This window comes from Falsibacillus pallidus (genome assembly GCF_003350505.1).
GTDB lineage: Bacteria > Bacillota > Bacilli > Bacillales > DSM-25281 > Falsibacillus > Falsibacillus pallidus.
Genome location: NZ_QQAY01000001.1, coordinates 624997 through 637461, shown reverse-complemented (window position 1 = coordinate 637461; position 12465 = coordinate 624997). Strand labels below are relative to the sequence as shown.

14 protein-coding genes are annotated in these 12465 nt (G+C 46.9%); all 14 read left to right on the top strand.

All coding sequences use genetic code 11. The features are described from left to right. The first annotated feature begins 34 nt into the window (after positions 1 to 34). Positions 35 to 1306: an MDR family MFS transporter gene (locus tag DFR59_RS03185; RefSeq protein ID WP_114744175.1), complete on the top strand. Its 1272-nt coding sequence runs from the start codon at positions 35 to 37 to the stop codon at positions 1304 to 1306. A gap of 121 nt (positions 1307 to 1427) precedes the next feature. Then, entirely contained in the window at positions 1428 to 2084 is a 657-nt protein-coding gene (locus tag DFR59_RS03180) for a DUF1287 domain-containing protein (RefSeq protein WP_114744174.1), read from the top strand. A 135-nt stretch (positions 2085 to 2219) separates the two neighbouring features. Beyond that, entirely contained in the window at positions 2220 to 3548 is a 1329-nt protein-coding gene (locus DFR59_RS03175) for a phenylacetate--CoA ligase family protein (RefSeq protein WP_114744173.1), read from the top strand. A 38-nt stretch (positions 3549 to 3586) separates the two neighbouring features. Beyond that, the gene (paaA, locus tag DFR59_RS03170) at positions 3587 to 4552 is read left to right on the top strand and encodes a 1,2-phenylacetyl-CoA epoxidase subunit PaaA (protein ID WP_114744172.1); all 966 of its coding nucleotides are present in this window, start codon (positions 3587 to 3589) and stop codon (positions 4550 to 4552) included. Positions 4553 to 4564: 12 nt separating this feature from the next. Next, positions 4565 to 4960: a 1,2-phenylacetyl-CoA epoxidase subunit PaaB gene (paaB, locus tag DFR59_RS03165; protein WP_114744171.1), complete on the top strand. Its 396-nt coding sequence runs from the start codon at positions 4565 to 4567 to the stop codon at positions 4958 to 4960. Continuing rightward, a complete protein-coding gene (gene paaC / locus DFR59_RS03160) occupies positions 4917 to 5741 on the top strand; it encodes a 1,2-phenylacetyl-CoA epoxidase subunit PaaC (RefSeq protein WP_114744170.1) in 825 nt (274 codons plus the stop codon). Before paaB ends, paaC begins: the two co-directional genes overlap by 44 nt. A gap of 13 nt (positions 5742 to 5754) precedes the next feature. After that, positions 5755 to 6252, top strand: coding sequence for a 1,2-phenylacetyl-CoA epoxidase subunit PaaD (gene paaD / locus DFR59_RS03155; protein ID WP_114744169.1), 498 nt, complete (start codon positions 5755 to 5757; stop codon positions 6250 to 6252). Positions 6253 to 6275: 23 nt separating this feature from the next. Then, positions 6276 to 6569, top strand: coding sequence for an EthD family reductase (locus tag DFR59_RS03150; RefSeq protein ID WP_114744168.1), 294 nt, complete (start codon positions 6276 to 6278; stop codon positions 6567 to 6569). Then, positions 6562 to 7338 carry an enoyl-CoA hydratase-related protein gene (locus tag DFR59_RS03145; protein WP_114744167.1) on the top strand — a complete coding sequence of 259 codons (777 nt, stop codon included), beginning with the start codon at positions 6562 to 6564 and terminating at the stop codon, positions 7336 to 7338. The genes DFR59_RS03150 and DFR59_RS03145 overlap by 8 nt, the downstream gene beginning before the upstream one ends. Before the next feature lie 13 nt (positions 7339 to 7351). Continuing rightward, positions 7352 to 8125 carry an enoyl-CoA hydratase-related protein gene (locus DFR59_RS03140; RefSeq protein ID WP_114744166.1) on the top strand — a complete coding sequence of 258 codons (774 nt, stop codon included), beginning with the start codon at positions 7352 to 7354 and terminating at the stop codon, positions 8123 to 8125. Positions 8126 to 8188: 63 nt separating this feature from the next. Then, positions 8189 to 9043, top strand: a complete 855-nt coding sequence (locus tag DFR59_RS03135) for a 3-hydroxyacyl-CoA dehydrogenase (protein WP_114744165.1) — start codon at positions 8189 to 8191, stop codon at positions 9041 to 9043. 6 nt (positions 9044 to 9049) lie between these two features. Next, complete coding sequence (locus tag DFR59_RS03130; RefSeq protein ID WP_114744164.1) at positions 9050 to 10249, top strand: thiolase family protein; 1200 nt, start codon at positions 9050 to 9052, stop codon at positions 10247 to 10249. 128 nt (positions 10250 to 10377) lie between these two features. Beyond that, positions 10378 to 11256: a phenylacetic acid degradation operon negative regulatory protein PaaX gene (paaX, locus tag DFR59_RS03125; protein WP_114744250.1), complete on the top strand. Its 879-nt coding sequence runs from the start codon at positions 10378 to 10380 to the stop codon at positions 11254 to 11256. A 68-nt stretch (positions 11257 to 11324) separates the two neighbouring features. Beyond that, complete coding sequence (locus DFR59_RS03120; RefSeq protein ID WP_114744163.1) at positions 11325 to 12278, top strand: NAD(P)H-dependent flavin oxidoreductase; 954 nt, start codon at positions 11325 to 11327, stop codon at positions 12276 to 12278. The last annotated feature ends 187 nt before the right edge of the window (positions 12279 to 12465 follow it).

Genomic DNA, 12465 nt, shown 5'->3' with positions numbered 1-12465 from the left:
TCCAATAGCATAATGGAAGCAAGGAGGAGATCATATGTTTCGCACATTGCATCCCAATATCAAAATCAGGATTTATACTTCATTTTTAAGCAGGGTCGTGGGTTCAGCCGTCTTCCCGTTCATGGCCATCTATTTCACAAAGGAAATCAACGCAGCTGCCGCTGGTGTTTTAGTGCTGATCCAGGTGGCTGTTCAATTTATAGCTGGTTTATATGGAGGATTCCTCGCAGATGTCATTGGACGGAAACGGCTGATGGTCGCAGGGGAAATCATGAAGGCAGCCGCATTTGCAGGTATGCTTGCCGTGAATTCCCCGGTATTTGTTTCCCCATGGATCACATTTTTCATGATGCTATTGATTGGTGTATCATCTGGAATCGTGAATCCGGCTGCAGAAGCAATGCTCATTGATGTGAGCACGAAGGAAACAAGGGCATTCATGTACTCGGTCAATTATTGGGCTGTCAACCTGTCCATCATGCTCGGTTTGATGATCGGCGGCTGGTTCTTTGAACATTATTTCTTTGAATTGATTGGCGTTTTAACCCTCATGAGCCTGGTGACTCTTTGGATGACGGCGACATTCATCATTGACTCTTATGTGCCGGAAATAGGGGCATCAAAAAAGTCATTTGGGATCAAACCTTTGTTCAAGAGCTACGGAATGGTCATCAAAGACTGGACGTTTATGGCTTTTACACTTGGTGGAATTGCCATCCTGTCCATTGAATTTCAACGGAATAATTTCATTTCTGTAAGGCTGGAAAAAGAAATCATCCCACAGACAATGAATTTGCTCCATCTGTTTTCTTTTGAGATTGATGGGATAAAATTATTGAGTCTACTGACTGTAGTGAATACTTTGATGATTGTGATCTTCACGGCTGCTGTTGCCAAATGGATCAAAGGGAAAAAAGAAGAACCGATCATGTATGCGGGATTCATGTTATTCGGCCTTGGCTATTTCTTTTTAGCATTCAGCAATAATCTCCCAGCTCTTTTCATTTCCGTCATCGTCTTGACCATCGGAGAGCTCCTGTATGTTCCAACAAGGCAATCGCTTTTGGCCGATATCGTCGATGACACGAAGCGCGGCGCTTATATGGCGATGAACGGCCTTGTCTTTCAAATGGGGAAAATGATCGGTGCGATAGGCTTGATTGTCGGAAACGTCATTGGTGGCCTGGCGATGGGAGCGGGCTTTCTCCTACTGGTCGTGTTCGGGATTGCATTTTCCCGAATGGCTCTGAATAAGTCGGGAAAGGATGCCGCTGTCGTAAAACCGAGAGCTGCAGTGGGAAAATAAGTGAAACGCTCAGATTCTGTCTGGGCTTTTTTTATATGTCAAGAGCTTAAATCTCCATTTTGAAACTTATCCCATTTTTTTGCCGTCTGTAAAGGTAAGAGATTTCTAGGGAGGATTGTTGATGAAAAAAAGAAAGTGGATGACCGCAGCCGGTGGAGTTGTGTTAGTTGGCATCTCGCTGTTAGCATACATCTATTTGTTTCACAGTTACGGAGGAAGTTTTTATACCGATGCATCCATGAAAAGCGATGAATCATCATTGGAGTTGAAGTCGGATGCCAATGGAAATGGGATTTCGAATAAAGATGAAATAGCACAAGAGGCGGAAAAACTCGCAGGGACTCTTTACGATCCGCTGAAAGGCGGCGTTAACAACACGGGTGGAAAGCTTGGCTTCATTGTCTGCATCGATGTGCCGCGCATTGCCTACGGTAAAGCAGGAATTTCATTGGCTGGACTATTGCAGGAAGATTACGCGAAGCACCCGGAGCGATATCAGACAGAAGGAGGAGCCAATACACCTGATACCCCTTACTTTTATCGCAGGGTCCGAAACGTATACGACTTTGCAGAAGGAAACGGTCTGATCATCAAAAAAGCAGAAAAGCCCCAAGTAGGAGACATCGTTTTCTATGGCCGCTACCACGCAACCCTTGTCACCGCAGTCCATGCCGACGGTACATACAATGAAGTAGAAGCACACCCGAAACTCATAATCGTCCAGGAGCACAAACGAAAAAAATGGACCCCAAGAGACGTGGCGAGGATATTAAAATAAGATAGTTTAAAAAATTCTGAAATATTATTGACAGGAAGATTAATTATAGGTATTCTAGGCTTAAATATAACACCAAATGATAGTAACGAAAATATTTCGTTATACGTTTTATGGCATGCCTAGGAGGGATATAAAATGATTCTTCACAGCATAGAAACGAAATCGAGAAGTGATATTGAAGAGGAACAGCTGGAACATTTGAAAAAAACGGTCGATCACGTTTTCAAAAATGTTCCTTTTTATCGTGGCCAATTCGAAAAGATGGACATTTCCTCAAATGACCTGAACCGGATCGATGATGTAAGAAAACTTCCCTTTACGACCAAAAAAGACTTGAGGGATCATTATCCATTCGGACTATTTGCTGTCGCGCAGGAAGAAATCATCCGCCTTCATGCATCTTCCGGGACGAGCGGGAAATCAACCGTCGTCGGGTATACGAAAGAGGATATTAAAAGCTGGACAGAAATCGTCGCGAGAGCCATCGCCATTGCCGGAGGAAAAAAAGGGGATATCCTGCATAACGCCTACGGATATGGATTATTTACCGGCGGCCTTGGCCTGCATTATGGCGGAGAAGAACTAGGGGCATCGGTTATTCCGATATCCGGCGGCAATACGGACAGACAGATTGAAATCATCCAGGACTTCAAACCGCGTATCCTTTGCTCCACACCTTCCTATGCATTGAATATTGCTGAACGAATGATGGAACTCGGGATAGACCCAGCTTCCACCCCTTTAGAACTCGGGATCTTCGGGGCGGAGCCATGGTCGGAAGAAATGCGGAAGACGCTTGAAAAGACTTTTGGCATTAAAGCGTGTGATATATATGGCTTAAGCGAAGTGATTGGGCCGGGGGTATCGATGGAATGCCATGAAGGACAGAACGGACTTCACATAGCGGAAGATCACTTCCTGGTAGAAGTCATTGACCCCGCCACATTGGAGCATGTCCCCGATGGTGCTGATGGGGAGCTCGTTTTTACTAGCTTAAAAAAGGAAGCGCTTCCAATCATCCGCTACCGGACAGGGGATATCGCATCCATAACCCGTGAAAAGTGCTCATGCGGAAGGACAACGGTCCGGATGAGTCGTGTAAAAGGCAGGATTGACGACATGATCATCGTTAGGGGCGTGAATGTATTCCCTTCAGAGGTTGAACATCATTTGCTGCAGATTCCTGAGCTCGTCCCGCACTATCAGCTGCATCTCCATAGAACATCCTCCTTAGACACAGTTGAATTGCATGTCGAAATGACAGACTCACTTCATGAACATACTTCTAATGACGAAAACCATCCGCTGCTTCAGACACTAAAAGCGGAAATCCGCGAACGCATAAAATCTTTTTGCCTCATATCTGTTGAAGTCAAGATCCATAGACCAAAAGGAATCGAACGCTCTCAAGGAAAGGCGGTCAGGGTCGTCGATTACCGCAAGCAAAAGCAGCTCCATTCTTAAATAAACACCATCAAAAGAAAAATAGGAAGGGGATTGTCATGTCTTTATTGGAATTCGACAACCTTACTGAAGAAGATAAGTTGGCCAGATTTATTGCAAAGATAGAGTCCGGGGAAAAGATCGAAGCCGATGATTGGATGCCGGATGAGTACCGGATGGCCTTGATCAAACTGATTTCGATGCATGGAATAAGTGAAATCATGGGGGCGCTCCCGGAAAAAGAATGGGTTCCAAAAGCACCGACATTAGGCAGGAAGCTTGGCATTATGGCCAAGGTTCAGGATGAAATGGGCCACGGGCAGCTTCTTCTCCGGGTCACAGAAGACTTGATGAAGCCGCTTGGGAAAACCCGGGAAGATTTAATGGAAGACCTGCTGACTGGAAGGCTCAAGTTCCATAATGTCTTCCATATGGAAGCACCGACATGGGGCGATGCGGGATTGATCGGATGGCTTGTCGATGGAGCCGCCATCATGACCCAGACCAATATGCTTAACGCATCGTACGGGCCTTATGCAAGGGCGCTTCAGCGCATCTGTGCCGAAGAGGTTTTTCATGCACAGCACGGCGAAGCCATAATCATGGCGCTTGCAGAAGGGACGGACGAACAGAGGGAGATGGTGCAGGATGCCGTCAACCGCTGGTGGCCATCGCTGCTGATGTTCTTCGGACCGGCCACTGCCAGTACAACCGGATCTTCCAAACAGGATATCACAATAAAATACAAAATCAGGACGAAAACAAATGAACAGCTGAGACAGGATTTCTTTTCAAAGTATGTTCCAAGAATTCTTTCCCTTGGTTTGACCGTGCCTGATCCAACGATGTCATACGACAAAGAAAAAGACGAATGGACATACGCACAGCCTGACTGGAGCGAATTCAAGAACATCATTTCCAATAATGGGCCCAAGTCGGCGTCAAGACTCGCATTAAGACGTACAGCTCATGAAAATAACCGCTGGGTCAGGGAAGCCCTCAGCAGCGGTGAGTATACAGGGTGAGGAGGGATTGCAATGGACAAAAAAAAGACAGTCGATGAATTTTATCAGGTGTTCGAAGTTTTCAGCAAACGCACACCATCAGCCAATTTCCAGCACCAATTCAGCCTGCTTGCGCCAAACCGTGAAATGGCCTTTGTCATGGCACAGGAAAATTTCATGAGGCGTGAGCCTGTCGTCGATATTTGGGTTGTAAAAAGGGACGACATCCGAATGATGGAGCCCGATGAACGGGCCAGTCTCCAAAGGCTGGATAATAAAGACTATCGTACAGCAAAGGGATACGGATATTTAAAGAAAAAGTGGCGGCAATATGAGCAGCAGATGCTCGATGAAAAGGAAATCATGTCATGGGGGGAGTTAAAAAGTGAAAAAAGTAAACACACCGCAGGAAGCGAAGCTAAATCCTGAGTATCACTCGGCACTTCGTGAATTGCTCTATCAGCTGGCGGACGACGATTTCCTGCATGCTTTCCGGGGTTCCGAATGGCTTGGGCTTGCCCCTCACATCGAGGAAGACGTTGCTTTTTCTTCGATCAATCAGGACACTATGGGGCATGCAGCCATGTACTACAGCTTGCTTGAAGAACTCGGAGAGGGTTCGGCAGATGACCTGGCGCATCTCAGGGAAACTGGAGACCGAAAGAATGCGGTTTTGCTTGAGCTTGTCAACGGATCCGGCACCTACTTGGATGAACCGAGATATGATTGGGCTTTTACCGTGGTGAGGCATTATTTCTATGACACGTATAAAAAGCTGAAACTCGAATCTCTTAAACTGTCATCCTATCAGCCTCTTTCCGATGCTGCCGTGAAAATCAATATGGAGCAGTATTACCATGTCATGCACTGGAAAGTATGGTTCCAGCAGCTTTCCTTGAGTAAAGGAGAAGGCAGGGAGAGGATGCTTGAAGCCATTTCGAGGGTGTGGAAGGATTTTGGAGGCGTGCTCTCCTACGGCCCATTGGCAGCTGAATTTCACAAGCATGGCCTTGTGGAAGAAGAACAGGCATTTAAGAAGAGATGGGAATCTGCCATGAAGCAGATTTTGGAGCAGGTCGATGTCACTTGGCCGGGAGAGCCCGGAATGGAACTCGGAGATGGCAGGTCGGGAATTCACACCACAGACCTTTCATCAGCCCTTGAAACATTGAGTGAAGTGTGCCGCTCCCATCCTAAAGCCGTATGGTGAGGAGGGATCTCAAATGATCATCCAGAAGGAAATAAAAGAATCGATTATGATGAAGCTTCAAGAAGTGAAGGATCCGGAAATCGATTCTGTCAGCATCATTGATTTAGGAATGATTCACTCTGTCCAAGCATATGAAAAAAGTGTTGTGATTGAAATTCTTCCGACCTTTGTTGGCTGTCCGGCTCTGGAAATCATCAAAAAAAACATCCTTTCGGCAGTGGAAGAATTGCAGATTGGGAGAGAAATAGAAGTACATTACCGCTATTCGCCGCCATGGACTTCGGACCGGATCAGCGAGCAGGGCAGGGAGAAGTTGAAGGAATTCGGAATTGCCCCTCCTCCCGTCTTTTTAGAAGGAGAAGAAATGTGGAAAGTCAACTGTCCGTATTGTGATTCTGAATACACAACGCTGGAAAATATTTTTGGCCCGACTGCCTGCAGAAGCATTTTATACTGCAAGTCGTGCAAAAATCCATTTGAAGCAATGAAACCAATTTCTACATTAATGTAGACCAAAAACAAGGGGGAAAAAACATGTTTAAAATGATCGCTATGTTCAAGAAGCCGGAAGATACGGAAAAATTTGATGAGTACTACTTCGGGACGCATATTCCTTTGACAGAGAAGATCCCTGGCCTGCAGCGCGTGGAAGTCACTAAATTCGCAGGGGATGCGCCGTATTATATGATGTGTGAAATGTACTATGAAAATAAAGAGGCATTCAAAGAAGCATCAAAGACAGAAGAGTCCAAAGCATCCGGAAAAGATGTCATGAAGCTTGCAGGCGACTCCGTGACATTTATGTTCGGTGAAACGACTAATGGATAATTTTCACCATATTGAAGTCGAGATTGAGGAAGTGCTGGGATTTGTCCGGTTAAACCGGCCGAAGGTCCTCAATGCCATCAATCGGGAAATGGTGTCAGAAATCCTTGCTGCCTTTGAATACATGGACAGGGAAGAGAACGTGAGAGCCATCGTTCTTTCCGGGAATGGCCGTGCCTTTGCAGCCGGGGCTGACATAGACGAAATGGCCGATGAAGGCAGCATCGACTTCGAACGCTTGAATCAATTTGCCGATTGGGACCGATTGGCTGTCGTCAAGAAGCCGATCATCGGGGCGGTGCATGGATTTGCCCTTGGAGGAGGATTCGAATTGGCACTTGTCTGTGATATCCTCTTTGCCGCAGAAGATGCAAAATTCGGCTTCCCTGAAGTGAATTTGGGCGTGATGCCTGGAGCTGGCGGAACTCAGCGCCTCACCAAACTCATCGGAAAGACAAAAGCGATGGAATGGCTCTGGACGGGAGAAATGCATCCTGCACAGGAAGCCTGCGATCTTGGGATTATCAACAGGGTGGTAGCCCCTGAAGTCCTAATGGAGGAAACGAAGAAATTTGCGCTCCAAGTGGCACAGAAGCCGCCGCTTTCAGTCAGACTGATCAAGGATAGTGTCTTGAAGGCTATCGATTATTCCTTATATGAAGGCATGCAGTATGAGAGGAAGAACTTTTATCTGTTGTTTTCATCAGAGGATCAAAAAGAAGGCATGAGAGCATTCGTTGAAAAACGCAGACCGGACTTCAAAGGAAGATAGGGGGTGGAAAAGGGTGTACGAAACGATTTTATATGAAGAAAAAAATCAGACGGCTTGGATCACGCTGAATCGGCCGGATAAATTGAATGCTTTTACACAGCAGATGAATGCAGAGCTGCTGAAAGCGTTCAAATCCATCGCTAAAAATCAGGAAGTCAGGGCAGTGGTTGTGACAGGTGCGGGAAGGGCCTTCTGTTCAGGTCAGGATTTGGCAGATGTAGACGAAGAAATGGATCATGGGGAAATCCTCCGCAAAGGCTACAACCCTTTAATATCCGCCATCAGCAGTTTGGAAAAGCCCGTCATTGCGGCTGTTAATGGGGTCGCTGCCGGCGCTGGATTGAGCCTGGCTCTGGCCTGTGATTTCCGATTGGCTTCAGAGAAAGCAAGTTTTATGGAAGCCTTCATTCATGTTGGACTGATTCCGGATTCAGGTAACCTTTATTACCTTCCGAGGTTGATTGGGCATGCCAAAGCAATGGAGCTTGCTGTTTTAGGAGAGAAGATTCCGGCTGGGAAAGCTTTAGAGCTTGGACTTGTGACGAAAGTCGCCACTCTCGAAGCTTGGGAGCAGGAAGTTGATGATTTTGCCTCCAAGCTGGCAGCGATGCCGACGAAAGCCATCGGGCTCATCAAGCGTTACCTCTACCAAAGCTGGGACTCAGATCTTCAGGAAATGCTGGAGAAAGAAGCGTATGCCCAGCGGATTGCAGGAAAGTCAGAAGACCACTTAGAGGGTTTGCAGGCTTTTAAAGAAAAAAGGAAGCCAGCTTTCCAAGGAAAGTGATAAAGAAGGGATTGGGAGAAGCGTAAAGCGAATTCTGATCCCTTTTTAAAAGGAGGGAATTTCATGAAAAACATTGCTGTGATTGGATCAGGGGTAATGGGAAGGGGAATTGCCTACGCGGCCGCACTTGGCGGATTTTCAGTCAAATTGTTCGATGTCCATCAGGATGCTTTATTTCACGCAGAAAAAGAGATTGCATCGATTTTTGAAAAGGGGCTGGCAAGAGGGAAGATTTCCGTATCGCAAATGGAAACATCGAAGGCTGCCCTGCGATATACAGACAATCTGCAAGAAGCAGCGGAATCGGCAGATCTGGTTATCGAAGCCGTACCAGAAAAAATCGCCATCAAAAAAGATGTATTTGAAAAGCTCGATGCCTGGACAAAGGAAGACTGCATCCTGGCAACCAACACTTCTACTATGAGTCCGACTGAAATCGGCTCATTTACGAAGCGGCCTGACAAGGTCATCGCCATGCATTTCTTCAATCCCGTACATAAAATGCCGCTTGTCGAAATCATCAAAGGTTTGGAGACAAGCGAGGAGACAGTCGGAATCGTCAGGGAATGCGCCAAATCCATGGGGAAGGAAACCGTGGTCGTCAATGAATTTCCGGGATTCGTCACAAGCCGGATTTCCGCACTGGTCGGCAATGAAGCTTTCTATATGCTCCAGGAAGGCGTCGGATCGCCTGAAGAAATAGACAAAGCCATTAAACTCGGGCTCAATTATCCGATGGGGCCATTTGAACTCGGGGATCTGGTCGGATTGGATACAAGGCTGAACAACCTGGAATACCTTCATAAAACATTGGGGGAAAAATACCGTCCTGCCCCATTGTTGGTCAAATACGTAAAGGCTGGCAGGCTCGGCAGAAAGAGCGGGCGCGGCGTCTACGACTACACAGATAAGGAGTGAAGGGATATGGAGACTGCAGTCATCATCGATGCTGCCAGAACACCGATTGGCCGCTATAAGGGAGGGCTGAAAAAAGTCCGTCCGGATGATCTCGGGGCAGCGGTCATCAAAGCCATATTGGAGCGAAACCCGGAAGTCCCACCTCACGAAATCGAGGAAGTGGTGCTTGGCAATGCCAATCAAGCAGGGGAAGACAACCGTAATGTAGCCCGGATGGCTGCTTTGCTTGCGGGTCTTCCCGTTGAGGTCGCTGCCACAACCATCAATCGCCTTTGCGGATCAGGACTTGACGCAGTCAATTATGCAGCGAGGGCGATTATGGCCGGTGAAGGGGACATTTTCATTGCAGGGGGAACGGAAAGCATGACCAGGGCGCCATTGGTCATGGCCAAGCCGGAAAAGGATTTCCCAAGAGGGAACATGGAGATTTTTGATACTACCATTGGCTGGAGATTCATCAATCGAAAGCTTGAGAAATTGTATGGAACAGATTCCATGCCTGAAACGGCTGAAAATGTGGCAAGGCGGTATGGCATAACAAGGGAAGAACAGGATCGATTTGCGTTTGAAAGCCAGCTGAAGGCAAAAGCAGCGATGGAAAAGAACCTGTTCGAAAAGGAAATCATCCCTGTTCATACATTGGATGACAGGCGCCAGCCGTTTGCTGTTGCCGTAGATGAACATCCCCGCCCGGAAACGACGCTAGAGAAATTGTCCAGTCTAAGACCTCTATTCGAAGGCGGCACCATAACGGCGGGAAATGCCTCTGGGGTGAATGATGGAGCATCCGTCCTCCTTCTGATGAGTGAGTCCAAAGCGAAAAAACTCGGTTTGAAGCCCCTTGCCAAATACAGGGTATCGGCAGTAGCTGGATTAGAGCCTTCCATTATGGGGATGGGTCCGGTGCATGCCGTGAGAAAAGCGCTGCAAAGAACCGGGATGACAGCAAACGGCATTGATTTGATTGAGTTGAATGAAGCATTTGCCTCGCAGTCGATTGCCTGCATCAAAGAGCTCGATCTCCGTCCGGAAATCGTAAATGTGAATGGAGGGGCCATCGCATTCGGCCATCCGCTTGGTGCGAGCGGTGCCAGGATTTTAACCACGCTGCTCTACGAAATGAAGAGGCGGAATTCAGAGACAGGACTTGCGACGATGTGTGTAGGTGTAGGACAAGGAATAGCTTCCATCGTTGAAAATATGTAAACACCTTCCTTCACGAAGTTCCTATCCTAAACAGGAAACATGGCACATATGTGCATTTTCTGGTAAACTTTGTTCAAAAAATTGTTTTGACAAACGAAAAGGATCGTGAGGCAGAAGTGGAAAACAACTTGAATACGAGATCAATGATATTTACGTTATACGGGGATTATATCCGGCACTACGGAAATGAAATTTGGATAGGAAGCCTGATCCGGCTGCTGAAGGAATTTGGGCATAATGAGCAGTCCGTCAGAGCGGCCATTTCAAGGATGAATAAGCAGGGATGGGTCCAATCAAGGCGGGAAGGGAATAAAAGCTATTATTTTCTGACGCCGATTGGTGTCGACAGGATGGAAGAAGCAGCGAAGCGCATCTTTAAACTGAGCCCTGAAGAGTGGGATGGAAAGTGGAGGATGCTCATCTATTCAATCCCGGAAGAAAAGCGCAATGTACGGGATGAACTAAGGAAAGAATTAGTATGGAGCGGATTCGGGACGATTTCCAACAGCTGCTGGATTTCTCCAAATGATCTTAAGAAGCAAGTCTTTGCCCTTTTGGATAAGTATGATATCCATGAACATGTCCATTATTTCCTTAGTGAATACAAGGGTCCTGAAGAGAATAATAAACTCGTTCAGGAATGCTGGAATATTGCTGAAATCAACCAAAAGTACGAAGAATTCCTGGGGTTTTACAGAAAGAAATATGAAGCAGACAAAGTGAAGATCCAAAACGGCCAAATGAGTGATGCGGATTGCTTCGTCGAGCGGACAAAGCTCGTTCATGAATATCGCAAGTTCCTCTTCAGCGATCCGGGGCTTCCGCAGGAGCTTCTTCCGGATAAATGGCTTGGAGGAATGGCGGCTGAGCTGTTTGCCGATTATTACCGGGAATTGGCAGAGCCTGCAAGCCTGTTCTTTGAACGGGTATTTGAAGATGGGAATGAATTGAGGAAGAAAGATAAAGGGTATGATGTGATGCACCATCCCCTCATCATTGAAGATTGAGGTGGAGGAAGCCGCTGCCACTCCAGAGCGGCCGAAGCAGGTAACTTCATAGAATGGGAGTGTTTACATTGAATCAACTGACAAAGATATTGAATATCCGCTGCCCTGTCATCCAGGGAGGCATGGGGAATATCAGCAACGCGCAGCTGACAGCAGCTGTATCCAACGCAGGGGGGCTTGGGACAATTGGCTGCGGTACGCTTGGTGCCGATGAAGTGGAACGAATCATCCAGAAGACCCTTCAGCTGACAAACCGCCCATTTGCCCTCAATATCCCATTGACAGTAAGCGGCAATGTAAAAGCGCTCATTCGCTTGGCTGTTGATTATAAAGTTCCGGTAATTTCCCTATCTGCAGGAAATCCGGCTCCTTTCATCCCGTATTTACATGAGCAGGGAATAAAGGTCATATCTGTAGTGGGAACCGTGAAGCATGCTGTGAAAGCGGCCGAGGCAGGAACGGATATCATTGTGGCGGAAGGATTCGAAGCGGCAGGAATCAATTCACCGCTTGAAACGACTACAATGACCCTTATCCCACAGGTTGCAGATGCAGTGGATGTCCCTGTTGCAGCTGCTGGCGGAATAGGAGACGGAAGGGGGATGCTTGCCGCTTTTGCCCTTGGGGCGCAGGGAGTCCAGATGGGTACTAGATTCATAGCAACGGCAGAAGCGCCTTTTTCTGAAGTTTACAAGCAAAGAGTTTTGTCGGCAGTGGATACCAGCACCATCATCGTTGGACGATCTGTGGGAAGGACAAGGCGTGTCCTGGATGGTCCATATGCGAAGAGACTGAGAGAATCAGAGAAAAGCGGGATTGAGCCCGAAGCATTCCATCAAGCCACAAGTGAAAAGTTCCATTGCATCGGAGCTTTGGATGGCGATGAGGAACACGGATTCATGAACAGTGGGCAGATCGCAGGACTTGTCCGAACGATCCCGACTGTCCAGGAGCTCATTGATCAAATGATGAGTGAATACGATGCCCAGTTAAAATCTCTGCCGCCTATTTTCCGGGGATAGAAATATATTCTATATTTTTTAAATATTATAAATTTTATTGACGGTAGATGAAAAAATACGTTAATATTACGTTAAATTAACGTTAATAAATTTTTTGTCACAAAGAAAATGTAACCGATTTCAACCAGAGAAAATCTTCATATAAATGGTATTGCTTGGCCAACTTATTTAGATGATCAAGGGGGAA